The organism is Frankia sp. EI5c (assembly GCF_001636565.1).
Taxonomy (GTDB): domain Bacteria; phylum Actinomycetota; class Actinomycetes; order Frankiales; family Frankiaceae; genus Parafrankia.
Genome location: NZ_LRTK01000038.1, coordinates 77,822 through 103,713 on the forward strand (window position 1 = coordinate 77,822; position 25,892 = coordinate 103,713).

At 71.7% G+C, this 25,892-nt stretch carries 17 protein-coding genes, 8 pseudogenes and 1 riboswitch; of the genes and pseudogenes, 6 read left to right on the forward strand and 19 right to left on the reverse strand.

The features are described 5' to 3' along the window. Positions 1 to 27: 27 nt before the first annotated feature. Positions 28 to 1,254, reverse strand: a complete 1,227-nt coding sequence (locus tag UG55_RS18105; protein ID WP_066070546.1) for a Vms1/Ankzf1 family peptidyl-tRNA hydrolase — start codon at positions 1,252 to 1,254, stop codon at positions 28 to 30. 284 nt (positions 1,255 to 1,538) lie between these two features. On the opposite strand from UG55_RS18105, the gene UG55_RS18110 reads away from it, so the two are divergent. The 5 genes and pseudogenes from UG55_RS18110 to UG55_RS18125 all read left to right on the forward strand — a co-directional run bounded on the left by UG55_RS18110 (position 1,539) and on the right by UG55_RS18125 (position 8,024). Further along, a complete protein-coding gene (locus UG55_RS18110; protein ID WP_066070448.1) occupies positions 1,539 to 3,185 on the forward strand; it encodes a GGDEF domain-containing protein in 1,647 nt (548 codons plus the stop codon). Between the two features lie 430 nt (positions 3,186 to 3,615). Continuing rightward, on the forward strand, positions 3,616 to 4,515 hold a 900-nt coding region (locus UG55_RS45500; protein WP_255360499.1), incomplete at its 3' end, for a GGDEF domain-containing protein. A gap of 1 nt (position 4,516) precedes the next feature. Then, positions 4,517 to 6,483, forward strand: a pseudogene (locus tag UG55_RS38485) (EAL domain-containing protein); the annotation flags it as partial. A gap of 195 nt (positions 6,484 to 6,678) precedes the next feature. Beyond that, the gene (locus tag UG55_RS18120) at positions 6,679 to 6,984 is read left to right on the forward strand and encodes a hypothetical protein (protein ID WP_066070454.1); all 306 of its coding nucleotides are present in this window, start codon (positions 6,679 to 6,681) and stop codon (positions 6,982 to 6,984) included. 446 nt (positions 6,985 to 7,430) lie between these two features. After that, positions 7,431 to 8,024: a L,D-transpeptidase family protein gene (locus UG55_RS18125; RefSeq protein WP_242424704.1), complete on the forward strand. Its 594-nt coding sequence runs from the start codon at positions 7,431 to 7,433 to the stop codon at positions 8,022 to 8,024. Positions 8,025 to 8,064: 40 nt separating this feature from the next. Here the strand turns inward: UG55_RS18125 and UG55_RS18130 are convergent, their stop codons facing one another. Beyond that, entirely contained in the window at positions 8,065 to 8,649 is a 585-nt protein-coding gene (locus UG55_RS18130; RefSeq protein ID WP_066070464.1) for a flavin reductase family protein, read from the reverse strand. A 191-nt stretch (positions 8,650 to 8,840) separates the two neighbouring features. Between UG55_RS18130 and UG55_RS18135 the strand changes: the two genes are divergently transcribed. Beyond that, positions 8,841 to 10,505 carry a long-chain fatty acid--CoA ligase gene (locus UG55_RS18135; protein ID WP_066070548.1) on the forward strand — a complete coding sequence of 555 codons (1,665 nt, stop codon included), beginning with the start codon at positions 8,841 to 8,843 and terminating at the stop codon, positions 10,503 to 10,505. A gap of 77 nt (positions 10,506 to 10,582) precedes the next feature. Here the strand turns inward: UG55_RS18135 and UG55_RS18140 are convergent, their stop codons facing one another. The 17 genes and pseudogenes from UG55_RS18140 to UG55_RS38535 form a co-directional block, all read right to left on the reverse strand. Then, positions 10,583 to 11,773: a cytochrome P450 gene (locus tag UG55_RS18140; protein ID WP_066070467.1), complete on the reverse strand. Its 1,191-nt coding sequence runs from the start codon at positions 11,771 to 11,773 to the stop codon at positions 10,583 to 10,585. Between the two features lie 104 nt (positions 11,774 to 11,877). Further along, positions 11,878 to 12,252, reverse strand: a complete 375-nt coding sequence (locus tag UG55_RS18145) for a CrcB family protein (RefSeq protein ID WP_066070470.1) — start codon at positions 12,250 to 12,252, stop codon at positions 11,878 to 11,880. Beyond that, on the reverse strand, positions 12,249 to 12,761 hold the full coding sequence (locus tag UG55_RS18150) for a CrcB family protein (RefSeq protein ID WP_066070473.1): 513 nt from the start codon (positions 12,759 to 12,761) through the stop codon (positions 12,249 to 12,251). Before UG55_RS18150 ends, UG55_RS18145 begins: the two co-directional genes overlap by 4 nt. A gap of 82 nt (positions 12,762 to 12,843) precedes the next feature. Beyond that, positions 12,844 to 15,027, reverse strand: a complete 2,184-nt coding sequence (locus UG55_RS46005; RefSeq protein ID WP_083986945.1) for a TerD family protein — start codon at positions 15,025 to 15,027, stop codon at positions 12,844 to 12,846. Positions 15,028 to 15,059: 32 nt separating this feature from the next. Then, positions 15,060 to 15,860: an ABC transporter ATP-binding protein gene (locus UG55_RS18160; RefSeq protein WP_083986946.1), complete on the reverse strand. Its 801-nt coding sequence runs from the start codon at positions 15,858 to 15,860 to the stop codon at positions 15,060 to 15,062. After that, a partial coding sequence (locus UG55_RS38495) for an iron ABC transporter permease (RefSeq protein WP_242424706.1) occupies positions 15,860 to 16,434 on the reverse strand: 575 nt, incomplete at its 5' end. The genes UG55_RS38495 and UG55_RS18160, both read right to left, overlap by 1 nt. Before the next feature lies 1 nt (position 16,435). Further along, a pseudogene (locus UG55_RS38500) lies at positions 16,436 to 17,026 on the reverse strand (iron chelate uptake ABC transporter family permease subunit); the annotation flags it as partial. After that, positions 17,026 to 17,652 (reverse strand): ABC transporter substrate-binding protein (locus UG55_RS38505; protein WP_242424707.1); only part of this gene is annotated, 627 nt, incomplete at its 5' end. The pseudogene UG55_RS38500 and the gene UG55_RS38505, both read right to left, overlap by 1 nt. Before the next feature lies 1 nt (position 17,653). Further along, positions 17,654 to 18,219: pseudogene (locus UG55_RS38510) on the reverse strand (ABC transporter substrate-binding protein); the annotation flags it as partial. Positions 18,220 to 18,251: 32 nt separating this feature from the next. After that, positions 18,252 to 18,444: riboswitch (cobalamin riboswitch) on the reverse strand. A gap of 115 nt (positions 18,445 to 18,559) precedes the next feature. After that, a pseudogene (locus UG55_RS18175) lies at positions 18,560 to 20,144 on the reverse strand (CocE/NonD family hydrolase); the annotation flags it as partial. Between the two features lie 137 nt (positions 20,145 to 20,281). Beyond that, on the reverse strand, positions 20,282 to 20,569 hold the full coding sequence (locus tag UG55_RS18180; protein ID WP_066070484.1) for a DUF1540 domain-containing protein: 288 nt from the start codon (positions 20,567 to 20,569) through the stop codon (positions 20,282 to 20,284). Between the two features lie 156 nt (positions 20,570 to 20,725). Further along, positions 20,726 to 21,808 (reverse strand): helix-turn-helix transcriptional regulator, encoded by a 1,083-nt coding sequence (locus tag UG55_RS18185; protein ID WP_066070487.1) that lies wholly within the window; start codon positions 21,806 to 21,808, stop codon positions 20,726 to 20,728. 171 nt (positions 21,809 to 21,979) lie between these two features. Further along, positions 21,980 to 22,560, reverse strand: a pseudogene (locus UG55_RS38515) (phosphoketolase); the annotation flags it as partial. Between the two features lies 1 nt (position 22,561). After that, a pseudogene (locus tag UG55_RS38520) lies at positions 22,562 to 24,000 on the reverse strand (phosphoketolase); the annotation flags it as partial. Between the two features lies 1 nt (position 24,001). Next, positions 24,002 to 24,439: pseudogene (locus tag UG55_RS38525) on the reverse strand (phosphoketolase); the annotation flags it as partial. Positions 24,440 to 24,547: 108 nt separating this feature from the next. Then, on the reverse strand, positions 24,548 to 24,935 hold a 388-nt coding region (locus UG55_RS38530; protein WP_242424708.1), incomplete at its 5' end, for an SDR family NAD(P)-dependent oxidoreductase. Between the two features lies 1 nt (position 24,936). Then, positions 24,937 to 25,294, reverse strand: a pseudogene (locus UG55_RS38535) (SDR family NAD(P)-dependent oxidoreductase); the annotation flags it as partial. Positions 25,295 to 25,892 lie beyond the last annotated feature (598 nt).

The following is a 25,892-nucleotide window of genomic DNA, read 5'->3' on the forward strand; positions in this document are numbered from 1 at the left end:
TTTGTCAGGACGAGGTGGGTGCTGGTGTCAGGACGAGGTGGGTGCTGGGTAGCGGAGCAGTGCGCCCACCCCGCTCGTGGGGCATTCCGCAGCCGTGGCCGGCACGCAGTGGATCTCCGCTCCGGTGCCCAGCGCGGCTCGGATCAGTGCGTCGACGAGTCCCGCCGGCACCGGCCGGGCCGCTCCCGGCAGACCCGCGCCGGGCAGATCGGCCGGGTCGAGCGCGACCTCGGTGACGCCGGGCCCGATCCAGGCCGGGGTGTCGGCGCGAACGCCCTGTGCGAGCAGCAGGTGGCTCACCTGGGAGCGCCGCAGCGCGGCCGCCGTCTGCGCCGGCCCGTCCGCTGCGTCGAGTGCCACGGCGCCACCCGCCGCGGCCGCCGCCGCGTCGTCAGCCGGACCAGCTCCCGCCAGCGCGCGTGCCCGGCTCCGGTAGCGCTCGAACCGCGCCAGCAGATCGGTGGCGCGGCGCTCGTTCCACTCGGCGAGCACGGCGTTGATCTGGCTGGCGAGGTGCTCGTCCGAGCCGTCCCGTGCCCGGCTGCCCTGGACGACCTCCACCCGGGAGGCGATCTCGATCGGCAGTTCCGCCCGCACCAGCGGGAGCGCCTTCGGGTCCCCGGCGAGGATCACCACCTCGGCCGTGATGTCACGGGCCGCCTGATTGATCAGCGCCGCGCTCTGCTTCGCGCCCTGCTTCCAGTTCTCCTCGACGCGGCTCTCGTAGCGCTTCTGCGCCCATCCGCCGGCCCCGGTCTTGTGCCAGGGGGCGGGGGTGACGTCCCGCGAGACGCCGTTCACGGGCAGCGGCTGGTCGGTGTAGGCCAGCACATCGACACCGAGGCGGTCGACCAGCGCCACCACGTGTGCGACCCGTCGGTCCATCCAGTCGATCACGGGCAGCAGGTTCGGCAGGGAGCCGACGGCCACCAGGTCGATGTCGCCCCGGCCCGGCAGCCACCGGGCGTACGGCACGCGCGTGGCGCCGCGGTCCCTGCCGGTGCCGGTGTCTGGGCCGGTGCCGGTGGCCGCCACCACCACGCGGGTGCCGCCCTCACGAGGGTCGCCCCGCTCGGCGAACAGGGCCCGCCGCAGGGGCTCTTCGACGCCCTGCTTCGCCAGCTCCGCGAGAGCGTCCTGCCAGCGAAGCTCGTACAGGTGCCCCGCGCTCTCCGCGGTGGGATCGACGCTGGCATACACCGTGACGAACCGTCCGGGGGTGGAGTACAGGTTCCGCAGCTGGCTTGTGTCCACGAGGAACTCCTCAGCACGCGTTACGGATCTGGCGACCGGGTACCNGACGGCGCGTTCCAGGGTTTCCTGCACTCTGCGGCCGGTCCCAAACCTCACCCGCGGACGGTCACGCAGCGTGGTCGTCGGAGGTGCGGGCCGTTCGTCCGGCGGTCATTGTGGGCGTACGCGGTGAAGGAGGCCGGCCCTTGACAGACGGCGGCATCAGGGCGAAAGAAGCGAGGACCCCCCCGGTTGAAGGCACCCGGGCCGGAGGGGTCCGACCCATCACGGACCGGGTCTTCCGAGTGGCGCTCACGTTGGCGCTCGGGCTGCTCGGCCTGTCGGTGGTGGGCCAGGTGGCGCTCGACAGCCGCCCCCGGCTGATGCTTCAGGTGACGTCGCTGTTCATCGCCGCCACCGCGGCGACCGTGATCGCGGTCGTCGGGGTCGCGCGCAGTCGGGGCGTCGACCGGCGGTGGCGGCTGCTGGTCGCCGCCGGGCCGCTCTCGACCCTGCCCGGCGCGTTTGAGTGGAGCTCCCAGTACCTCTCCGGCAACCCGGAGACCCTCAAGCTGACGCCGGTCGAGAGCATCTTCCTGATCGCCCCGGTCCTCACGGTCATCGGCCTGATCTGCATGCCGGCCGCCCCCGACAACCGGCCCACCCGAGCTCCGCCGCAGGCGGACGCCCGCTTTCGGCCGCGGTACTCGCACACGGTCATCGCGCTGGACAGTCTGATGATCATCCTTTCGATGTTCCTGATCGCCTGGTATGCCCTGCTGCGGGACATCGTCGGGAGCCCGATGAGCGGGACGTCGTTCGTCATCGCCGTCGTCTTCGCGCTCACCTCGGCGCTGCTCGTGGTGGTCCTGGTGCTGGTGGCGACCTTCCGCCAGCCCCGCAACGGCCGCGCGCTGGCGCTGCTCGGCGCGGGCCTCATCACGACCGCCCTGGCCGAGACGGTGCTGGTGCAGATCAGCCTCCCCGACGCGGAGGGGGTCCGCAGCACCATGCCCCTGTGGGCCGGCGCGGCGGTCGGCCCGCTGCTGGTCGCGCTCGCGATGCTCGCCCCCGAGCGGGTCGGCCGGCAGCCGGCCCCCAGCACCAACCCGGATCTCGGTCGGCTGGGCTGGCCGGGCCGGTCCGATCGGCCGGGCCGGTCTGATCGGTCCGGATGGTTCGGCCGGTCCAGCAGCGAGATCCGGCAGTGGCTGCACGCCTACCTGCCGTATCTGCCGCTCGGCATCGCCGCCGCCCTCGTGCTCGCCACCGCGCTGCGGGAGGGCGCGCTGAGCGGTCTCCCGCTCTACCTGGCGATCTGCCTGGCCTCGCTGGTGACCTTGCGTCAGATCATCGTCGTCACGGAGAACCAGCGGCTGGTCAGCGACGTGCAGCTCGCGCACCGTCGCCTACAGCACCAGGCCGACCACGACGGGCTCACCGGGCTGGCCAACCGTGCCCTGTTCACCCGCGAACTCGAACGGGCGGTCGGGCTGCACCAGCAGGACGGCCGGCCGGTGGTGGTGCTGTTCTGCGACGTCGACCACTTCAAGACCGTCAACGACACCCACGGCCATACCGCGGGCGACAAGCTGCTGCGCACGGTCGCGGTGCGGCTGCGGGCGGCCCTGCGCCAGGGTGACCTCGCCGCGCGGGTCGGCGGCGACGAGTTCGCCGTCCTGCTCGCCGACACCGACCCGGCCACCAACCCGCACGCGGCCGGCGAGCAGTGCGCGCGCCGCATCACGGCGGCCATGAACCGGCCGTTCATGCTCGACGGCGAGCCCGAGCGGATCGAGATCAGCATCGGGCTTGCCCTCAGCGACGGCCGTGAGCCGTCCACGACCGCCGAACAGATCCTTCACCAGGCCGATATCGCGATGTACAACTCCAAGAACCGCCGCCGAGGCCTGGCCCCCGCCCGATCGCCCGGTATCAGTGACGTTCAGTAATTGATCTGGTGCTCTGCGGTACTGGATTCTGGCGTGCCTGCCCGCGTTCACGGTCGGCCGGGTTACTTCCGGGTAGGGGAACACGGTGGCCTGGCTGTGGACGGAGATGCGCCCGGGAACGGGGCGTCGGTGGGACCGCATCAGCAGCGGTCCACCGATAGACGGCCGGCTTTCCGGCGGCGGGCCCGTTCCGATGGGGAAGTTCGGCGCGGCGCAACGCGACGTGGGCGCCGGTGACCACAGCTTCTTCGTCGTCCCGCAGCTCGGTGGGGCGGCTTTCCTGCTGCTTCTGGCGATCATCCCCGGCTCGCCGGGTTTCCTTGATGCCGCCGTCGCGGTGGCCGCCNGGCTGGCCGGGCTGGCCGTGGTGCTGGTGTGCGTCGCTCCGCCGGCAGCCCTGCGCCGCCTCACGCTCGCCTGTTCGGTGGTGATGACCGCCGCGGTCGCGGTCGCGCTGGCCGGGGCGGAGCCCATCGGGCTCGCGCTGGCCCTGCTGTTCTGGTTCCCGTGGGTGGGCGGTCAGGTGGGCCTCGCCTGGTCTCGGCTCGTCGCGGTGCTGGTGCACGCGGCCCTGGTGGCGGCGGTCGTCGTCGGTGTGTTCGCCCTGCAGGGAGGGCTTCCCCAGTTCCCCTTCGCGGCGGCCGGCTGCGCGCTCGGGGTGCTGGCCGCCGCGCCTTCCGCCTACAGGTCGTTCTACTGGGGCCGGGGCCGGTGCCTCACCGACGCCCTGACGGCGCTCGCGAGCCGGGTGGGGCTGATGCGGGCGGGTGATCCGCTGGTGGCCGACCTGCTGGTCGGTGGGCGGCAGGCAGTGCTGCTCATCGTCGACCTCGACCACTTCAAGGAGATCAACACCGCCTTCGGCTACGAAGCCGGCGACGAGGTGCTCCGAAGGTTCGCGCGCTGGGTCTGTCAGGTTCGCCCGGCGCCGCTGCTCACCGCCCGGCTGGGCGGGGACAAGTTCGCGCTGCTGTTGCCCGGGGCGCCCGTGGCGGGGGACGACGTCGCCGCACCGGAGACGGCCGACCCCGCACTCGCCGACTTCGGCCGCGGCATCCTCGCCCAGGTCGACGGGCGGATGCGGATCAGCGGGGTGGACCTCGAGGTGGAGGCGACGGCGGGTCTCGCGGCGGCGCCCTCCTGCGGGGACCGGACCGTCGATCTGCTGTCCTGCGCGGACGCGGCGCTGTCGGACGCGCGGCGCCGCGGCGAGCGGGTCGGGGTGTGGGCGACCGGCATGGCCGCTGTCCGCCCCTGGGAGCTTGAGCTGCACGCCCAGCTGCGGTCGGCGATCAGCCGGGGCGAGCTGGAGCTCTACTACCAGCCGATGNGGGAGGCCAGATCCGGGCGGACAGCCGGGGTCGAGGCGCTGATGCGCTGGCGGCACCCGGCCCGCGGGCTGCTGCCGCCGGGATCGTTCCTGCCGATGGCCGAGCGTTCCTCCCTGATCGTCGAGCTGACCTGGTGGGAGCTCGACGAGGCGCTGCGTCAGTGCGCCCGCTGGCGTGGCGAGGGGCTCCGGGTGGCGGTGTCGGCGAACCTGTCGCCCCGGCTGCTGGTCGTCGACGAGCTCCCACAGTTCGTCGCCGGGCGGCTGGCCGCCTACGACCTCCCCCCCGACATCCTCACGCTGGAGATCACCGAGAACGCGCTCGTCTCCCAGCCGGCCCGGGCCGCCGCGATGCTCGCCGAGCTGCGCATCTCCGGTGTGAAGCTGTCGATGGACGACTTCGGGACCGGCTACAACTCCATGGAGATCCTCAAGACGCTCACCCTCGACGAAATCAAGATCGACAGAAGCTTCGTCGCCGACGCCCAGGGCAGCCTGCCGGACGTCGCGATCGTCCGGTCGGTCGTGGACCTGGGGCACCGCCTCGGGCTGCGGGTCGTGGGTGAGGGCGTCGAGGACGAGGCCAGCCAGCGGATCCTGACCGAGCTCGGGTGTGACGTCCTGCAGGGGTACGCGCTGTCGCCGCCGCTGCCGGCCCGGCAGCTGACTCCGCTGCTCGCCCGCGGGCCAGCGTGGACCACCCCGCATCACGCCTCGTTCACGGACGACACACCGGAGGCGGCCGCGGAGGCGGTCGCGGGGCCGGCGGCGCCGGGTGCCGCCGCGCCGGGTGCCGCCGCGGAGGGTGCCGCCGCGGAGGAGCGGTCCGCACCGGAGCGGGGTGCGGACTCCGAACGCGCCGCCGCGGACGCGGGCGCGGTCGACGACGGCGAGGTCTCGCGGCAGACCAAGGATCGGTGGACCGCCGGTGGGCTGCCGGCTCCGGAAACGGAGGACGAGGAGGCCCGCCTCGCCTCGCTGCGCAGCCACCGGATCCTCGACACCCCACCGGAGCCCGAGTTCGACGAGGTCGCCGCCCTGGCCGCCCAGATCGCCGACTGCACCTACGCCCACGTGGTGTTCGTCGACGCCGAGCGGGAGTGGTTCAAGTCCTGGCACGGGCTGAAGATCGTCACACTCGCCGGGCGGGTGGGCCTGGCCTCCCACACCGTCTGGGCCGGCGAGTACCTGGAGATCTCCGACGTCGCCCAGGACGTGCGCTTCGCCCACGTGGTCCGGGCCAACCCGGACGCGCCGCTGCGCTTCCTGGCCGGGGTGCCGCTGCGGACGTCCGAAGGACACGCGCTCGGCGCCCTCTGCGTCGCCGACCGGATGCCGCGGCGCCTCGCGCCGGGGCAGCGCAGGGCGCTGCACCGCCTCGCGAGCCAGATCATGCTGTTGTGCGAGGCCCGCCGGGAACGCCTGCTGAACGAGGAGGTCACCGGCGCGCTCGACCGCCTCGACCAGCTCTGGCACCCCGACGACCTGCCCGCCGCGGCCACCCTCACCGCCGATGTGGTCCGCTCCCTCACCGGCGCGGACGCCGTCGGGGTGATGCTGGCGACGTTGCCCGGCGCGACGGTGTTCAACGTGGCCGGCTGGTCGGTCGTCCCGGGTGCCGTGCCGCTGGGGCAGGTCGGGGCTCGGGCCAATCCCGACGAGGAGGCCGCGCTGCGCACCCTGTCCCAGTTGCGGACTCCGCTTTTCGTTCCCGATCCGGCCGGCACGCCACTCATTCCGACCGAACGGGTGCGCGACCTGAAAATCGGCTCCGCGCTGGTGATCCCGATGCCCGACGAAGGGGGCCTGCTCGGATTTGTCACGGTGCGCTGGACGCATCCGCTGAAGCAGGTGGAACCGGCGGTCTTTCGGTCGGTGATCCTGTTCACCGCCTCCACCCGTTACACCCTGTATCGCCTGCGGTCCATGGCCGGGCGTTCGGCCGGCACCCCCGGGGCGGGCGGTTGAGAAACCTCCCACGGTGGCGGTGATGCGCACCGGGTGAATGCAGTGGAAATCCAGTTCAGCGCAAAGCGGTACGGGCCGCGGGTATCGGGTCGATTCCATTTTGGGCTTGGCGCCTTCAGGTCTGGGCGAGGTAGCGTTCCTCCTGCATCACCAAGTACCGAGTCCGGAGACAATGATGTCGAAAGGAATCGATTGATGAGTCAGCAGCAGCAGGAGGAGCAGCAGCGCCAGCGGGTGGAGCAGCAGCTTCGCCAGAACTGGCGTCAGCTGCGTTACCGTCTGCTTGACCAGTTCGGTCAGGTCAGCACGGCGGACCTCGACGCCGCGACCGGAATCCAGGACCTGGTCGCGCGGATCGCGGACCGGACCCACCACAGCGAGCGGTACGTCGAGAACCGGCTGCGCGAGCTGGTCGGCGTCGGTGCCCAGGGCGGCATCGGCATCGGCAACGAGCGCATCGGTATCGACCAGGGCCAGAACCAGCCGTTCGGCGCCCGGTAGTCAGCTCCTCCGGCCGGGCAGGCGCGCCAGCGCGTCGCAGGTGCGCCTGCCCGGCACCCCAGACCCCCTGAGGGCCCCGCGCCCCCGCCGGCCGGCCGGACCGGCTGGGTGCGGGCTGGATGTCGGGGCTGGTCAGGGTGCACATTGAAGGCATGTCTGGCACAGGTGGGTTTCGCGCCATCCGCGGGCTCCTTCTTCTTCCCGCGCTGGTCGGATCGGTGCTGGTGGTCGGGTGCGGGTCAGACGGCTCGGTGTCGTCGGCCCCCGCCCCGGCCCCGTCGATCACCGCGCCNTCGACCGCCCCGGTCAGCTCACCGAGCCCGACCACACCGTCCACACCGTCCACATCGTCCCCACCGTCCGCGTCGTCATCACCGCCCTCGCCGTCCGCGTCGGCCTCGCCGTCGTTACCGTCCACGCCCCAGCCGACACCGAGCGCCGACCCGGTGCTGCGGCCTGGCGCGTCCGGGCCGCTGGTCGAGGAGATCCAGCGGCAGCTGTCGGCGGCCGGCTACTGGGTGGGCACTCCGGACGGTACCTACGGGCGGCTCACCCAGCAGGCGGTGCTCGCCGTGCAGAAGGCCGCCGGGATCGAGCTGGACGGGCTGGCCGGCCCGGCGACCCGCGCCGCGATCACCCGTGGGGCGCGGCCGGAGGGCCGCAGCACCCAGGGGCTGGTGCTGGAGGTCGACAAGGCGCGGCAGCTGCTGATGATCGTGCGGGACGGCCGGGTGGAGACCATCCTCAACGCCTCCAGCGGCACGGAGGAGATCTACTACCACGACGGCGTCCAGTACCTCGCCGACACCCCGCCCGGCACCTGGCGGATCTACCGGCAGGTCAACGGGGTCGACCACGGCACCCTCGGCGATCTCTACCGGCCCAAGTACTTCCACACCGACGGCATCGCCATCCACGGCTACGCGTCGGTCCCGGCCCGGGCCGCGTCCCACGGCTGTGTCCGGGTCACGAACGCGGCGATGGACTGGCTGTGGTCCTCCGGTGTGGCCGCCGTCGGCACCACCGTTCTCGTGTACTGACCCGGCCGCGGCGGCCCGCTCAGCGCCCGCGCCGGCCCGCTCAGCGCCCGCCGCGGATGCTGAGGTCCCCGCCGCTCTCGGCCCCGCCGCCCCCGGATCCGACCCGGTACCCGTCCCCGAGCCTGGCCGGCTGGAGGGTGCCGTAGGCCCCGTCGTGGTAGACCAGCGGCGCCTCGGCCCGCTCGGCGTGGCTCTCCAGGATCTCCGCGATGACCAGATGGTGGTCGCCTTCCACCGTGCGCCGCCGGATGCGGCAGCGCATCCACACCGCGGCGTCGAGTAGCAGCGGCTCGCCGCCGGGCAGCGCCCGCCAACGGGTCGGAGCGGCGAAGCGGTCGGCTCCGGGCCGCGCGAACCGGGCCGCGAGCTCGTGCTGCCCGGCTGACAGCAGATGGACCAGAAGCGTCGCGGCGCCGGTCAGCACGGGTGCGAGCGATGACGTGGTGGACAGCGCCAGCGAGACCAGGGGCGGCTGCTCGGACAGCGAGGCCACCGATGTGGCGGTGAAGCCCACCGGGCCACGCGGGCCGGCCATGGTCACGATCGTGACGCCGGCGGCGTGTCGGCGGAACGCTCGGCGCAGCCCGTCCGGCGTGGGCTGCTGGGCAGGGACCGGCTTCGGCATAGGAGCGTCCTTTCCGCCGTCCGCGATCCCACACCACCGCCTGGCGGATCGCCGCCTATCAAGCCGCCCTTCGAGCCGCCTTTCGCCGACGACCCGTGATGCACGTCACCTCCATGGCAGGATCGGTGGACCACGCAAAGGAGACGTCCCACCTTGTCGAGGACGTCCCACGTGACCCGAAGGAGACGGCGATGCGCAGCACCATGCAGGATGTGCCCCTCGCGATCAGTCAGCTGCTGGACCACGGCAGCACCGTCCACGGCGCGCAGCGGGTGTTCAGCGCCTCACCGAGCGGCATCACCGAGACGACGTTCGCCGAGATCGGAGCGAACGCCGCCCGGCTCGCGCATGCCCTGGCCGGCCTGGGAATCGCGCCCGACGACCGGGTCGCCACGTTCATGTGGAACAGCGCGCGCCACCTTGAGGCGTACTACGGCATTCCGTCGATGGGGTGCGTCGTGCACCCGCTGAACATCCGGCTGCCCGGCGACCAGATCGCGTACATCGCCAACCACGCCGGGGACCGGGCGGTCATCGCCGACGCGTCCCTGCTGCCGCTGCTGACCCCGCTGCTCGACCAGCTGGCGACCGTCGAGCACCTGATCGTCGACGGGGCGGACGAGGCGACGCTGGCCGCGCTGCGAGAGCGCCCCCGGCCGGCCGGGCGGCCCGGCCTCGCGGTGCACGATCTGGACGCGCTGCTCGCCGGGCGCCCGGCGACCTACGACTGGCCGGAGCTGGACGAGCGGGACGCCGCGGCGATCTGTTACACGTCCGGCACCACCGGTGAGCCCAAGGGCGTCGCCTACAGCCATCGTTCGATCTACCTGCACGCCCTCGGCACCTCCGTGGTGGACGTGCTGCGGATGTCGGCGGTCGACCGGCTGCTCTGCGTCGTCCCGCAGTTCCACGTGCTGGCCTGGGGCGTTCCGTACGGCGCCCTCCTGACCGGCGCCGAGCTGGTGATGCCGGGCTCGCGGCTCGCGCCCGGCCCGCTGGCCGAGGTCATCACGGCGACCCGGCCGACGAAGGCGGTGGGAGTGCCGACGATCTGGGCCGGGCTGCTGGAGTACGTCCAGGCCAACGGCACCGACATCTCCTGCATGACCGAGGCGGTCGTCGGCGGGGCGGCCTGCCCGCCGGCACTCTTCGACGCCTACGACCGGCTCGGAGTGACCCTCGTGCACGGCTGGGGCATGACCGAGACCTCGCCGATGGGCACCGTCTCCCGTCCGCCCGCGGGACTGAGCGCCGAGGAGACCCGCCGTTACCGCCTGAGCCAGGGCCGGCTGGCCGGCCCCGTGCAGGCGCGCCTGATCGGCCCGGACGGCACGCGGCTGCCCTGGGACGGAACCAGCGCGGGCGAGCTGGAGGTGCGCGGCCCGTGGATCACCGGCGGCTACCTCGGCGACGAATCGGGCAGGGAGCACGCCGGTTCGTTCCACGACGGCTGGCTGCGCACCGGTGACGTCGGCACGATCACGCCGGACGGCTTCCTCACGCTGACCGACCGGTCGAAGGACGTCATCAAGTCCGGTGGTGAGTGGATCTCGTCGGTGGAGCTGGAGAACCACCTGATGAGCCATCCGGCGGTGCTGGAGGCGGCGGTGATCGGGGTGGCCGACGAGCGCTGGGGCGAGCGCCCGCTGGCCTGCGTGGTCGTGCGGGAGGGCGTGACCGTCGACTTCGCGGCGTTGCGGGACTACCTGGACGGCCGGGTGGCGCGCTGGCAGCGGCCCGAACGCTGGGTTGCCATCCCGGAGGTGCCGAAGACCTCGGTGGGCAAGTTCGACAAGAAGCGCCTGCGGGCCGCGTATGCCAACGGCGAGCTGAAGCCGCGCCTGCTGATCGGCTGATCGGCTGATCGCCGGGGCGCGCCACCCGCGCGGCACGTCGCTTTCGGTGGCACGCCGCTCCCGCGCCCCGGCCCTCGTCAGTCGCGCGAGCAGCTGACCATCGCGCCGCGCAGCTCGTAGCTCATCAGCCCGTCGCACCAGGTCATGTCCGGGGCGCGCACCAGGCTGAGCTCCGGCAGGCGGAACAGCCGGTCGAGGAAGACCCTGGTCTCGGCCATGGCCACCTGGGCGCCCGGGCACCGGTGGCTGCCGTCGCCGAAGCTCATGAACGAGCCGACGGTCCGCATCCGCTTCGCGCGGTCCGGGTCGACCGCGAACGGGCACTCGCCGACGGACTCGGGGTCGACGTTCGCCGCGCGGATGTTGACCGCCAGCAGTTCGTCCTTCTTCGCCGAGCCGTGCTCCAGGTCGGCGTCCTCGGTGGCGCGGCGGTGCAGCATCGCGGCCACCGGCTCCAGGCGGAGGATCTCCTCCAGGATCGCGACCTGCTCGGTCTCGTCGGCCGCGACGAAGCGGGCCCGCAGCGCCTCGTTGTCGAAGAGGTGCCAGGCAGCCATGACGATGAACTCCCGCGTGGTCACCATGCCGGCGACCGCGTAGGTCATGCACTCGATGAGGATCGCCTTGTCCGGGTAGCCCTCGTCGATCAGGTGCGAGATGACGTCGTCCTGCCGCTCCGCGCGGCGGGCCTTGATCGCGGGGAGCACGTCGCTGCGGAAGAAGCGCAGCGCGTGCACGGCGGTGACCGCCTGGGCGCCGAACCGCACCACCGGATGCATGCCCCGCAGCCGGGTGCCGAGCAGCGTCGCCTGGATGCGCTTCGCCATTCCGGCCTGGTCGCTGTTCGTCAGACCGACGATCTCCGCGGCCACCGCGACGGCGAGCTGGTAGCTGAGCTCGTCCAGCTGTCCCCCGCCGGTGGCCCGCAGCCGGCCGATCAGCTCGTCGGACGTCTTCTCCATGACCAGGCGGTGGCGGGTGTTGATGGCCTTGGGGGTGAAGTAGCGCGCGATCGCCGTCCGCCGGCGCTTGTGGGCCTCGCCGTCGAGGAAGAAGACCGAGCCGAACTCCCCGCTGACGTCCTTCTGATCGGAGCCGGCGCCCGCCTGCAACATGGCCGAGCTGCGCAGGATCGCGCGGCCGAAGGCGAAGTTGCCGATGACGCGGGCGCCCGGATCGGCGTGCACCCGCTCGGCGGCCAGCGCCGCCGACTTGCGGTCGTCGCGGCTCGGGTCGATCGGACAGGCGGAGAGCGAGGTGTCGGTCACAGTCAGCTCCAGAGGTGGCTCGGCGTCCCCTGACGAACTCCTGCCGGGACGCGACAGGGCGAGCGTAGCCCATATCCGTCAAAGAAGTCTTGCATCAATTCTCGTCATCCCCACAGCAGTTCGGCGGCCCCGGCGCCCGCCGCGGCGGCCAGGCAGGCCGCGGCCACGCTGCCGGCCACGTTCGCCGCCGCGAGCAGCGGGGCGCCTTCCTCGACGAGCCGCAGGGTCTCGTAGGAGAAGGTGGAGTAGGTGCTCAGGGCGCCGCACAGACCCGTCCCCACCAGCAGCGCCACCTGGTCGGAGGCCACGCCCGCGGTCACCGCGCCGGTCACCAGCCCCAGCAGGAGGCTGGCGACCACGTTCACGGTGAGCGTGCCCCACGGGAAGAGGGTGTCGTGCCGCGCCTGCACCACCCGGTCGGTCAGGTAGCGAAGCGGTGCGCCGACCGCCGCCCCGCCGATCACCAGCAGCCAGTTCACCGGTGCCTCACCGGTGCCTCACCGCTGCCTCGCCGGTGTCTCGCCGTGATCCGCCGGGTGACGGTGACCGCCGCGCTCACTCCCGCGAGCGCCCCGAGAACCGTCAGCGCGAGGTAGGCCAGCGCCAGCGGGGCCCGCCCGGCCGCGGCCAGCCCGCGCGCGTCCACCGCGTAGGTCGAGAACGTCGTGAACCCGCCCAGCAGACCGACTCCCAGAAACGGGCGGGCGAGCGGATGCACCCCCCGCCCCACCGTGATCAGCACCATCAGCACGCCGATCGCCGCGCAGCCGACCACGTTCACCCCGAGCGTCGTCCAGGGAAACGTCCCGGCCGGGGTCGGCCAGAGCAGCGCCGCGGCGTACCGGAGCGACGCCCCCGCGGAACCGCCCGCCGCGATCACGGCCAGCAGGCGCGCGGGGGCGCGTCGAAGCTCCTGACGCTGGGCCGGAACACGCAGATCGATGTCAGGATCGGTGGCGCCGTCGACCACCGGGTCCGTCTCGCCCATGGCACCCCCAACCACCCGCCCGGGCCGCCGGAAGTCTAGCGACCGACCGGCGGCCGGCGCCTGACCGGCGGCCGGCGCCTGATCAGGTGGTCTCGGCTGGTGCGCCGCTCTCGGCCGCGGCCGCGCCGGCGGCCGGATCACTGGAAGGCCGCCACTCGCGGAGATTCTGCGCGACCTCCTCGTAGAACTTCTCCAGGGTGTCGACCACCGACGTCACGAAGGTGCCTTTCCCGACCCCGCGTTTCGGCCCGAGCGGAGCGCTCAACGAGATCCGAAAAGCTCGGATCTCACGCGTCGGCTCGGTGACGAGAAGCTCCGGCTTCTGCCGGACGAGGGTGAGGAGCTCGGCCCGGCTGGCCTCTCGGGAACCCTGCTCGAAGGATTCGACCCGAAGATTTCCGTTCGCGTCCGCCAGCTGCCGGGTAACCCATTTCACGCGGGTGAGCGGCCGCCCCTGGCGAGGCGCCTCAACGTTGATCGAGCACACCACCCGCGCGGCCCGCAGGTCCGCCGAGACGGTGACGGGGCCGACCGTTCCGGGGATGCGCAGGACCGCGGTCAGCGTTCCCTTCTGGCACAGTTCCTCGGCAAGCAGCTGTCGTCTGCCCCCCGCATCGATTCTGCGATTCAGCTGCGGGATGACCTCGATACCCAGCAGACCACCCAGATGCAGGCAGAGATAGTGGGCAAGCTGGTCGAAACGTTCGGTGACGGACGGCAGGCCCTTGTCCGTCGGGCGTAGTGTGCCGGCCGAGATACTGTCCCGGACGGTCACCCAGTGCGGCCCCATGTCGTCAAACGTCAGCGCGCCGGACCGGGCATGGTCGAGATAGCGAAGGAGCTCGGCCAGGATGTACTCCTGGGTGGTGTCGGCGACGGCGCTGTTCTCGATCAGCAGCTGGCAGCGGAAGCGTATCTCCGCCCAGGAGAGATGGTAAACGCCGACCTTCTTGGTCTTCCGCCCGTCGATGGCGACCGGGTGCCGCTCGTCCGGCGCGGTGATCAGGTTCGACACCGTGATGACGGCATCGAAGCGTTGTTCACGGGCGATGTCGAGATATGCCTCGATCTGTTCGGCGCGGAGTTCTCCGGAGCCCGTCTTCACCTCCACCAGCGCGGTCCAGGTCCGCTGCCCGCGCTTCACCCGGATCAGGCCGTCCGGCACATAGGGCTCGTCGCCGCGGGTGAACGGGACTTCGATGAAGGTCTCCACCTGGCCGGCCGGCGCACCGAAGCGGGTGGTGATTGCGCGGCCGAACTCGCGCACGGAGCCCACGACCGCGAGAAACGCCGAGGTTGCCCGCCGCTCCTGTTCCGCCGCGCCGCCGATACCGGCGACGGGGAAGAGCCGCGCCGGCTGCCAGCGCTGTTCCCCGTCGGTCTCATCCAGCCGCCGGGCCCGCGACGTGGACAGCCGCCGGGCCGCCGGGCGCTTCTTCGTCGTCACCGTCTGTGCGCGCCGCTCGCGGACGCGGGGTTGGACAGTGGGACCACCGGCCTGCTGAGCCCCGGCCGGGGCGGCCCCGGGGGCGTCGGCCGCCCCGGCCACCTCCGCCGCCGGCGTTGTCGCCCCCACTGCCCCCACTGCCCCCGCCGACCCGGCCGCCGCGCCCGCCGCGCCAGCGGGGTCCGCGGCGGTCCCGTTAGCCCCGTCAGCTCCGTCGGCTGCTCCCTGGGTGTCGTCCGGATCGACCTCGACGCCGTATTCGGTAATGAGCGTCTCGAGGCCCGTGTCGTACCCCTGGCCGATCGCTCGGAACTTCCACTGGCCGTTGCGGCGGTAGACCTCACCCAGCACGAAAGCTGTCTCGGTGGACGCGTCGGTGACGTCGAAGCGGAGCAGCTCCGCGGCGTCTGATCCGCGCAGGAGCCGCACTCGCAGGTACTCCAGGCGACCGAACCCGTCACCCTGGGCACCATCGAGACTGGCGGCGAGAAGAACCCGTTCGACGCTGTCGGGAACGTTGTCCATGTCGACATCCACCACATCGGTGAACGCCGTGTGCGGATCTTCGGTGTTCGAGGTCTTTCCGCGTAGGCGAACCGCCCCGCCGGCCCCGGACGGCTGGTTGTAGAAGATCAGATCATCGTTGGAGCGGACCTTCCCATCGTCCCCGAGGAGAAGCACGCTCACATCCGCGTCGAGTGGCCGGGCTTTCTCGGTGGCCCACTCGAGAATCACCGAAACGGAACCTAATTCGTCGGCCAGGGCACTCAGGGTCACGTTTCCCCCCTTGCGCATGGCCGCAGCTGTCGCAGCGCACATGGGGAGGAACCATATCGCGCCGGCCGGGCTGGTCAGCCGGGTTGGGAGAGGTACGTCCCGCGGAGTTCGAACGTTCTGGTGGAGGCCTCGAAGCGCAGGTCGTCGCCGTCGAAGGTGGTGTTGACCGCACCGGAGCCGATGATCTCGTCCGGGCTGCCCGTGTGCAGGCTCCCGGCGCGGTCGACCAGCCAGACCTGGTCGGCCACCCGCAGGGAGAGTTCCAGATCGTGGGTGGAGACGACGACGGTGAGGTCGCGTTCGCGGGCAATGCGGCGCATCAGCGCGGTGATGGTGACCCGGCTGGGCGCGTCGAGGAAGGCGGTGGGTTCGTCCAGCAGGATCAGGGACGGCTCCTGGGCGAGCGCCCGGGCGATCATCACCCGCTGGCGCTCGCCGTCGGAAAGCTCGTCGGTGTCGCGGGCGGCCAGGTGGGTGGCGCCGACGGCGGCCAGCGCCCAGTCGACGACGGCTCGGTCGGCGGCGTCGAGCCGCCCGGTGGCGCCGGTGTGCGGGTGCCGGCCGAGCCCGACCAGATCCGCCGCGGTGAGCAGGCCGACCTGGACCCGGTCGGTGAGAACTGTGCTGACGAGCCGGGCCCGTTCGGTTCCGCTGAACCGGCCGAGGTCGGCTCCGTCCAGCAGCATGTGCCCGCCGAGGGCCGGCTGCAGGCCGGCGAGGGTGCGCAGCAGGGTGGACTTGCCGATGCCGTTCGGGCCGAGCAGCACGGTGAGCCCGCCGCGGGGGGCGGTCGCGCACAGGTCGGCGAGCACCCGCTGGCGGGCGCGCCGGTGCCGGTAGCCGACCGTGAGCCCGTCGAGCCGCAGCCCGCGCATCAGCCGACTCCGGCGGCGGAGGAACGGGCCCGCAGCAGCACCGCGATCACGATCGGCGCGCCGACCAGCGACGTGATGACGTTGATCGGCAGCACCATGTCGGTGCCGGGCAGCTGCGCGCCGATCGAGCAGACGAGCGCGAGGATGGCGCCGGTGAGCATCGTCGCCGGGACGAGCAGCCGATGGTCGGTGCTGCCGAGCAGGCGGCGGGCGATGTGCGGCACGGCGATGCCGAGGAAGGCGACAGGCCCGCAGAACGCGGTCACCGCCCCGGCGAGCAGCGACGCCCCGAGGAGGGTGACCGCGCGTACCCGGCGCAGCCGCAGACCGAGCGTGCGGGCGTAGTTCTCGCCGAGCAGCAGCGCGTTCAGTGGTTTGACGGTGAGCAGTGCGAGCAGCAGCCCGGCGCCGACGGTGGGCGCGAGGACCGTGAGGTCGCTGTTCGAGGTCCCGGCGAAGCTGCCGAGCGACCACATCCAGTACTGGATGGCGCGTTCCGGCGCCGTCCAGGTCAGCAGCAGGCTGACGACGGAGCCGACGGCGCTGTTCAGGATGACCCCGATGACGAGCAGGGNGACGACCGAACGCACCCAGTGGGAGAGCACGAGCACCGCGCCGAGGACGAGCGCGGCGCCGGTCGCCGAGGCGACGATGAGGCCGAACCGGCCAGTTCCGGCGACTCCGGCGGTGAACGCGCCACCGGATCCACCGATGCCGGCGATGACGAGTGCGACCCCGAAGCTGGCCCCGGAGCTGACACCCAGCGAGTACGGGTCGGCGAGCGGGTTGCGGAACAGGGTCTGCATCTGCAGCCCGGCGACGCCGAGAGCCGCCCCGGCCAGCGCGGCGGTGAACGCCCGGGGCAGTCGGATCTGGCCGATGACGACCGTCCAGCGTGGGTCGTGCGGCTCCTGCCCGACGAGCACCCGCAGCGTCTCGTCGAGCGGGACGGCCACCGAGCCGATCGCCAGGGCCAGCAGAAACGCCCCGAACAGCCCCAGGACCAGCAGCCCGAGCAAGAGCGCGGCGCGGGGCGATCGGCGGCCGCCGGCGACCGCCGGGTCGACCGCACTGGCGGCGCTGGCGGCACTGGCGGCGCTGGCGGCGGCCGGGTTGACCTCGGGCTTCCCAGGGGCCGCCACCGGTGCCGGAAGGACCGAGGTCACTAGCTGAGCCGCTGGTAGAAGGCGAAGGTGTGGTTGGGGAACTCCTCGGGGTGCAGGATGGCGGCGAGATCGCCGATGACGAGGTCGGGGCGGGTCGCGCCGAGCTCCCAGTAGTCGTTGCCCCCGCCTTCGCCCGTGACGAGGTTGTTGTTCCACACCTGGCCGGCCCGGACGGCGGCGAGCTGGCCGTAACGCTCGTCCTCGGCGGTGATCTCGGCCAGCGAGTTCCACTCACCGCTGGTGAGCCAGATCTTCGCCTCGCCGGAGCGAGTGAACACAGTCTCGAAGTCGAGCTCGACACTGCCGGTGCCGGGCTCCCCCGACCAGGGGTAGCCCGCGCCGACGTCGGCGAGCAGCCGGGCGCCGTAACTGCCACCCGAAGGCACCGTCCAGGTGCCCTGGTACATGGAACCGACCAGCACGTCGGTCGGGCTGCCGTCGGGGATCGCGTCGACGGTCGTGTTGTAGTCGGCCTCGATCCGGTCGAAGATCTTCCCGGCCTTCTCCTCGTCGCCGGTGAGGGCGGCCATGAACTTCACCCATTCGGCCCGGCCGAGCGGGTCGCTCTCCAGCCATTCGGCGTTGGCGACGACCGGGATGCCGGCGGCCCGCAGCTTCTGGTACTCNGGCGCGTCGGTGCCCTCGGTCATCAGCACGTCGGGCGCGGCGGTGACGACCCGCTCGGTGTCGATCTGCCCGTTGCCGGCGTACTCGACGACCTTGTCGGCGGCGATGCGCTCGCGGATCGTCTTGTTCACCACATAGGAGGCGTTCGCCACCCCGGTGAGCAGGTCGGCGCGGTCGAGGTCGACCAGCAGCGGCAGGTGGGTCGTCGACCCGGAGTAGATGCTGCGGATCGGCACCTCGATGCGCGTTGCGCCGGCGAGGTCACCGGTCAGCTCCGGCTTCGGGGTACCGCAGCGGTAGAGCACGTACGACTCGGGCTTCCCGTCCGGGTAGGGCTCCTTGACGGTGAGCACCTGGTAGGCCTTCTCGTACGTGATCGTGAAGTTCTGCGAGTGTTCGACGGTCGAGTGCACCGGGAAGTAGTCGGTGTTCTCGTCGAAGGAGGTGACGCAGTCGCGGGCGTCTCCGCCGGAACCGGCGGTCGGCGACGGGTCGTCGCCGCATCCCGCCAGCAGGGCGGGGATGAACAGGAGGGTGACGCACAGGGTCACCAGACGTGCGCGCATGCGGAGAAGGGCCGCCTTCCAGCACCTCGTGGACGGATCGCGGGTGCCGTGGCCGGTCTCCTGGCTGACGGGTGGTGCGTCACCGGCCGCCTTCCCAGGCGACGTTTTCCGGTGCCCAGTGACTCCCCGACGGGCGGGGACTGGCCGGTGACATCCCGATCACAGTGGCGAGGGCCGCACCGGTTCCACACCGGCTTCCCGAACACCACGGCGGGACGAACTGTACGAGGTCGTCCGCCTTTTCCGCAAGGAGCGGCTCAGAGCTCGGTGATCCCGGGCAGTCGCAGCGTGGTGCCCGTCACACCGGTGCTGATGGTGACGTCGACGGCGGTCGGGTTGNGGGTGAGGGTGTTGGCCGCGCCGCCGGAGATCCGTAGCGCGATGCGGTGGCCGGCGGCGAAGAGGTGATGCTGGGGACGGATGTCGACGGTGAACGTGGTGGGTTCGCCGGGGGTCACCGGCGTCGGGTTGACGTGGGAGGCCCGATGGCTGGCACGCAGGAAGCCGTTGTTGACCAGTGTCGCGGTGCCGTCGGGGGCGACGTCGAGCAGCTCGGCGTAGAGGTTCGCGTCCGGCCCGGAGAGGGCGGCGCGCAGGGTCAGCCGGGGCCGCCCGAGAAGCACCTGACGGGTGGTGAGGGCGGTGGTGGTGAACATGGCCGAGCCACCCGGTTCCGCGGGGTCCGCCGGCTGGGTGAAGCCGACCGCACCGGCCTGGTCGCCACCTGGCGCGCCCGCCGGTCGGCCGCCCGCCGGGGTGAGGGTCGCGTCCGCGCCGAGGGCGAGCGTCAGCGCGGTGGTGCCGGCGGGTACCCAGCGGCTCAGCTCGCGCCAGCCGGCACCGCCGCCGGCACCGGCGCCACCGGCACCGCCGCCGGCCGGACCTTCATAGCTGACGAAGGTGGGCCTGGCTGGCACGGGAACGCCGGGCAGCTTCTTCACCCAGTGGTCGAACCAGGCGAGCAGCAGTCCCGGCGGCAGGGCCGCCGCCGGCGGGTTCGGATAGCTGGGGAACTGGACCGGCATCGTGTGTGCCCACGGGCCGTAGATGGCCCAGGTGCGTTCCGCTGTGTTCTCTATGTCGGTGATCGTGCCGGAGCGGAAGAACTGGTCGTTCCAGCCGCCGACCATGAGCATGGGAACCCGGATGTCGCGGTAGCGGCCGGCGAAGGAGCGGTCCCGCCAGTAGCCGTCGAAGGTGGGATGGGCCCGATTGGCCGCGTATTCGGCCTCGGCGTCGATCCGGCCACCGCTGAGCACGGCCGCGCCGTCCGGCCACGTGTCGATCGTGCCGCGCTCGGTGGTCTTGATCCCGCCCGGGTAGATCACGTCGTCGTAGAGACCGGACGGTGCCTGCATGGGGACGGCGGTCCGCAGGTGCGGGGGAGCCTCGACCGCGGCCCCGAGTGCCGTCTGGCCGCCGTAGCTCTCGCCGTAGATCCCGACGTCGCCGTTGCCGAATGGCTGGGTGGCCAGCCACTCGACCAGATCATGCGCATCCCGGCCGTCCTGGGACGACATCGCGTGCTGCCAGGTTCCGCCCGAGGCACCCGTGCCCCGCAGATTGCAGACCAGGACGTTGTAGCCGCGTTCGGCGAAGTACTTCGCCTCGCCCTCCAACGTCGAGCGGATGAGAGCGTACGGGGTGAACTCGGCGACCAGGCCCGGGAAACGACCGTCGAGGGCCGCGCCGTCCCGCGCCGGGCGGACCAACAGGCAGTCCAGCGGTGTCTGGTCACGCATCGGTACCGAGATGTTCGTGGTGAGCGAGCCCGATTCGGCCGGCCGGTCGTAAGCCCACCATTTCTGGGTGGCCGCGGACAGCGGCCCGCTCACTCCGCCACCGCCGCCGGCACCTCCGTCGCCGCCCCCGCCAGGTGACGGAAGTGGAATCTGGCAGCCGGCGGCGCCGATCGCCACCGCCATCAGCCCGGCCGCCGCCGGCCGAGTCAGCCGAGCGGACAGCCGACGAGTTCCCTTCCGGGAAACAGTCGCGGCACCTGGCCGCCGGCCGGCGGGACTTCCGGCCGGCGGCCGAGGCGACGGTCACCGCGCTGCTGTCGTCACTTCCGGTAGGTCAGGCAGTCCACGCCGTTCAGGTTGAAACCGACGGTGATGCCGTCCGCCCTACAGGTGAAGTCGGTGTTGTGCTTACAATCGGTGACCTTACAGGCGCCGACCTTGCCGGTGTCGGCTTTGCTTCCGCCCTTGGAGGGGGCCACGAAAAAGGTGTCGCAATGCGCGACAAGCGCGCCCGAGTCGCCCACCGTGATGGCCGGGGCATGGCAGGCCTGCTTGGTGTTGTACGCGCATGCGTCCACCGCGCACTTCGTGATGACCGGAAGCTCCATGATTATCCTCGTCTCCGTCGGACCTGGCCGCGGGGGAATTCCCGCGGCCACTTCCTAGAAGCCCTGCCGCCGCCCGTCAAGGCGAGTGGAGAATGCCGAGAAAACGAGCGGTCAGCCCGATCGGCCGAATTGCTCCGGAATTCGCGCCGCGAAACGTCACGGCTGCGACGGGATCGTCAGGTAACCGACCGCCGTGGCGCCGAGACGGTTGAGATCGTCGGCGGTCAGCCCGCCGCGGCGGTGCGCCTCGCGCGGCAGCACCGACGCCACGGCGGAATCCACCTGCAGAACGTACACGCGGGTGGTGATACCCGTGTACCCGCCGTATCCGAGGTTGTAGGGCTGAACCGTGAAGCAGTTCTGGTCGGTCAGCCGCAGTATTTCGCCGGGATAGAACCTGCCGTTTCCGCGGTGGTGGGCCGCGGTGGAGTCCGCGGTCGCCGGGTCGGCCCAGGCGGCACCGATCAACAGCCGCCCGGCCGCCGGCCGGTCGCTGAGCCTGCCCCCGACCGCGGCGGACGGGTTCCACGACGCGAAGTACTGGTAGGCCCCGGCGGTGATCCGCAGCCCAGCGGTGCGCCGGAGCTCCGTGGCGCCGCTGCCCGGCCCCTCGCCCACCGCCGCGGATGTCGGCAGCGGCAGGCTGTAACACCCCCCGCCGCCCGCCGGGGGTGCTCCACCGCCCGCCGGGGGTGCTCCGCCGTCCTCCGGGGGCGGCCCGCCGTTCTCCGGAGGTGGCCCCGGTCCACCGACCGGTGCCGCGGCGCCGGGGCTGCCCGGTCCGAGCAGCCGCGGCGCGGGGGAGGCCGCCTCCACGACGACGCCGGAATCTCCCCTGGCCAGAACGAACACCATCGCGGCGACGGCCGCCGCGGACGCGAGCAGTGCCGAGGCGGCCAGCACGTGCGCGGTGCGCCGCGGAAGACCCGGCTGGGCGGCCGGCTGGGTGGTGACTCCCGCCGCCGGTTCCGGTGGTGCGGCACCCCGGGCCGGCTTGGGGTGCAGCCGGTGCCAGGCGGCCAGCCAGGCCTCGCGGCCCTCGGGGTCGTAGGCGTCCACGATCAGGCCGAGTGTCTTCAACGTCAGCCGGCGACGTCCGTTGCGTAGATCGTTGACCGTGGTCTTGGATACTCCGACCCGCCGCTCGACAGCTCGGTCGTCGGAGGTTCCCAGCAGGAGCAGCACCGCGGCGCGCAGTTCCTCGTCGCTGGAGACCTCGTCCGGCCGTGGCTGCGTCATCGTCCCCTCGGATGCTGTCGCCTGCGGGCCCGGTGATTCTCCCAGGTCCCCGGCCGAGCAGGACAGGACGGGACAGACAGGACGTCCACTGCCAGTGGTCTGGTAAGTGGGCTGGATAACCTCGCGACGAGATCGGGGGGCAGCCCAGTAGCCGGGCGCCATGGCCCAGGGTCAGGCGCCCGGCTGCTGGCCTGTGGTCTCCTGCCGGGGTGCCGGTCGGTGACCGCGCGCCGGCCACGTCCAGTCGCGGATCTCCGGGAGATCCTCGAAGTTCTCGGTGATGTAGGCGTGATGCCGGGCGATCGAGAGCTCGCAGTGATCGACGAGCCGGTCAGCTCCCGCATGTGTGGTGCGCGCGAACTCGACCGCCAGCCGGGCGAGATGGAACCGGCTCACCCCGTTGCGCACAAGCATGTCGAACGGCGTCGTGGTCGTGCCCTGCTCCATGAAGCCGCGCACGTGGAAACGCTGTGGGTTGCGCCGGCCGTGCAACAGCTGGTGAACAGCCCGGCTGTAACCGTGGAAACCGACGACCACATCCGTCTCGTCGGTGAACAGGGCACGGAACATGGGAGTGGAGAACCCGTGCGGGTGCAGGTCGGCCCGCAGCAGGGCCATCAGGTCGACGACGTTCACGACCCGCACCGACAGGTCTGGGACGAACCGCGCCAGCAGGTCGGCGGCCGCGAGGATCTCCATGGTCGGAACGTCGCCGATGCCGGCGAGGACGACGTCCGGTTCCCGCCCGTGCCNGGCTTCGGTGCCGGCCCAGTCCCAGACGGAGGCGCCGCGGGCGCAGTGCTCGGCCGCCTCCTCGGCGGTCAGGTACTGCAGGTGCGGCTGCTTGTCGACGACCAGCAGGTTGACGTGGTCGCGGCTGCGCAGGCAGTGGTCCGCGACGGAGAGCAGGGTGTTGGAGTCCGGCGGCAGCCAGATCCGCGCGACCCCGGGTGACAGCGGCACCACGGTGTCGATGAGTCCGGGCCCCTGGTGGGAGAAGCCGTTGTGGTCGTTGCGCCAGCAGGTGCTGGTCAACAGCACGTTCAGACTGGGGACAGGCGCCCGCCAGTCGAGCCGCGAGGCCTCCTGCAGCCACTTCGTGTGCTGGATGACCATGGAGGCGGAGACCATCGCGAACGCCTCGTAGGTGGCGAACAGGCCGTGCCGCCCGGTGAGGGTGTAGCCCTCCAGCCACCCTTCGCACAGGTGCTCGGAAAGCACCTCCATCACGCGTCCCTCAGGCGAGACGCGGTCGTCGGTCGGTTCGATCGGTGCGACGAGGCAGCGGTCGGAGACGTCGAGGACGGCACCGAGCCGGTTGCTGGTCAGCTCGTCCGGGCTGAAGACCCGGAACGTGGTCGGATTGTCCTCGTAGACGTCGCGCAGCAGGTCACCCAGCGGCCTGGTGGTCTCGTGCAGGAGCGTGCCGCGGCGCGCGGGGTCGATGGGCAGGGCATGGGACCGCCAGTCGCGCAGGCGCAGGTCCGCCGTCCGCCGCCCGCCGTTGGCGTAGCTCGTCGCGCCGAGCCGCTGTTCGCCGCGCGGTGCCAGCGCGGCCAGCTCGTCGATGAGCCGCCCGTCGACGTCGAAGAGCCGCTCCGGCTCGTAGGAACGCAGCCAGGCTTCGAGCTGCGCCAGGTGGTCGGGGTTGTCGCGGACTCCGGCCAGCGGCACCTGGTGGGCTCGGAAGGTGCCCTCGACCTGCACGCCGTCGACCTCGCGCGGCCCCGTCCACCCCTTGGGGGTCCGCAGGACGATCATCGGCCAGCGGGGCGGGTCGAGCACCCGGGCCCCGGGCCGGCGAGCCTCGTCCTGGATCTCGCGGATCCGCCGGTAGGCGGTGCCGAGCGCGGCGGCGAAATCGCGATGAACCTGGTGGACGTCGGATCCCTCGACCCAGAGGACCTCGTAGCCGTGCCCGGCGAACAGGCCGCTGACCTGCTCATGGCTGCGCCGGGCCAGCACGGTCGGATTCGCGATCTTGTATTGGTTCAGGTTCAGGATCGGCAGGACGGCGCCGTCCCGCCCCGGATGCAGGAAGCTGACTCCCTTCCAGCTCGCCTCCAGCGGTCCGGTCTCGGCCTCACCGTCCCCGACCACGGCCGCGACGAGCAGGTCGGGGTGGTCGAACGCGGCACCGAAGGCATGCACGAGGGCATAGCCGAGCTCACCTCCCTCGTGGATCGAGCCCGNGGTCGGAACGCTCACATGACTCGGGATCCCGCCAGGTGTCGAGAACTGACGTACCAACTGCGTCAGCCCCGCCACGTCTCGGGACACCGCCGGATAGATCTCGGAGTAGGTGCCCTCCAGGTAGGTGTTGGCGACCAGTGCGGGCCCGCCGTGCCCCGGGCCGGCGACGTACAGGACGTGCTGGCCGGTGATCCCCACCAGGCGGTTCAGGTGTGCGTAGACGAGGTTCAGCGCCGGTGAGGTACCCCAGTGGCCCAGCAGCCTGGGCTTGATGTCCTCCCGTTGCAGCGGCCGCCGCAGCAAAGGATTGTCGCGCAGATATATCTGCGCCGCGGTGAGGTAGTTCGCGGCCTTCCAGTAGTCCACCAGGCGGGTGAGCGAGGCTTCGTCAAGGACTGGGACGGCGGTGTTGCCGGTCGACTGTGTATTCGCAGTCATGTGCCGCATCTCCTGCCTGTGGTCAGGACCATTGACCGTGGAATATCACGTCCACCGGTACGGACCGTGAACGCCGGACCCCGCCCCGCGGCGCGCCCCGCCGGCCGCTCAGCTGATGGTGAGCCCGTTGTCGACGGTGTAGACCGCGCCGGTGATCGACCGCGCCTCGTCGGACGCGAGGAACGCGAACAGCGCCGCGATCTCCTCGGGCTCCGCCAGCCCGCGCCGGCCGGCCATGCGGCCGGCGAGGTCGGGGTCCACATCGCGCGGGAACGTGCCCGAAGTGGCGATGTTGGTCCGGGTGCCGGCGGGAGCGATCGCGTTCACCCGCAGTCTCGTCTTGAGGTACTCGACAGCGAGCGAACGGGTGAGCTGGATGAGCCCGCCCTTGCTCATGCTGTAGGCGGCCGAGTAGGGCACTCCCTGCAGGCCCGAGTTCGACGCGATGTTGATGATGGTCCCGTCGGTCTCCAGCAGATGCGGAATCGCGGCCTGGNAAAGGAAGAAGCAGCCGTCGAGGTTCACCCCCATCACCCGCCGGTACTGCTCCACCGACATCTTGGTCGTGTGCTCGGCGATGTAGATGCCCGCGACGTTGCCGAGCACGTCGAGCCGCCCGAACTCCTCGACGCACGCGGCCACCGCGTCGGCGCACGCCGCCGGATCGCTGACGTCGACCTGGCGGACCGAAACCTGGCCGGTGGCCAGCGCCTTCGTCTCGGCGAGCCGGCCTTCGTCGATGTCGACGCCGAGGACGGAGGCTCCCTGCCCCGCGAGCCGCAGGGCGATGGCCCGGCCCATACCGGACCCGGCGCCGGTGATGAGCGCCGCCTTGCCGTCAAATAATCCTGTCATGCCGCTGTTCCTCCGTATGTGTGTCGCGTCTGTGCCAGCCGGTTTGTCACCCGGCCCTCGTTGAGGTCGAACCTCGCGCCCGAGGACTCCCGGCGTCAACCGGCCGTGGCCCGCGATCGGGTCGGCGACGTCCGCTACGCGGCTCTCGGTGCCTGAGCGCGCCCNGGTTCCTGGAGGAGTACGTGGAGTGATTGGTCGAGGTGGAAGGGTCCGCCGTCGCGGGTGTGGATGGCGTCGGGGGTGACGTGTTCGGTGGTGGTGGTGAGGGTTGTGGTGGGTTGGTGGCCGGGGTTGATGGGTGGGGTGGGGGTGAGGGTGCGGCCGTCGGGGAGGGTGGCGGTGATCTTTCCGGTGCTGGTGCGGTGGAGGGTGATGTGGTGGTGGTGGAGGTGGCGGTGGTGGGTGCTGCAGATGAGGGTGAGGTCGTCGAGGTTGGTGTGGCCGCCGTGTGCCCAGGGGGTGAGGTGGTGGATGTGGAGCCAGTGGGTGTGGGTGCAGCCGGGGTATTGGCAGGTGCCGTGGTCGCGGGCGTGGACGGCGCAGATGAGGGTGAGGTCGTCGAGGTTGGTGTGGCCGCCGTGTGCCCAGGGGGTGAGGT

Excerpts from the sequence above, each read along its gene's own strand:
- UG55_RS18120 (WP_066070454.1), top strand. The coding sequence starts at position 6,679 with ATGAGTCAGCAGCAGCAGGAGGAGCAGCAGCGCCAGCGGGTGGAGCAG.
- UG55_RS46005 (WP_083986945.1), bottom strand. The coding sequence starts at position 15,027 with ATGTGCGCTGCGACAGCTGCGGCCATGCGCAAGGGGGGAAACGTGACC.
- UG55_RS18180 (WP_066070484.1), bottom strand. The coding sequence starts at position 20,569 with ATGGAGCTTCCGGTCATCACGAAGTGCGCGGTGGACGCATGCGCGTAC.
- UG55_RS18160 (WP_083986946.1), bottom strand. The coding sequence starts at position 15,860 with ATGCGCGGGCTGCGGCTCGACGGGCTCACGGTCGGCTACCGGCACCGG.
- UG55_RS18150 (WP_066070473.1), bottom strand. The coding sequence starts at position 12,761 with ATGGGCGAGACGGACCCGGTGGTCGACGGCGCCACCGATCCTGACATC.
- UG55_RS18135 (WP_066070548.1), top strand. The coding sequence starts at position 8,841 with ATGCGCAGCACCATGCAGGATGTGCCCCTCGCGATCAGTCAGCTGCTG.
- UG55_RS18185 (WP_066070487.1), bottom strand. The coding sequence starts at position 21,808 with ATGACGCAGCCACGGCCGGACGAGGTCTCCAGCGACGAGGAACTGCGC.
- UG55_RS18130 (WP_066070464.1), bottom strand. The coding sequence starts at position 8,649 with ATGCCGAAGCCGGTCCCTGCCCAGCAGCCCACGCCGGACGGGCTGCGC.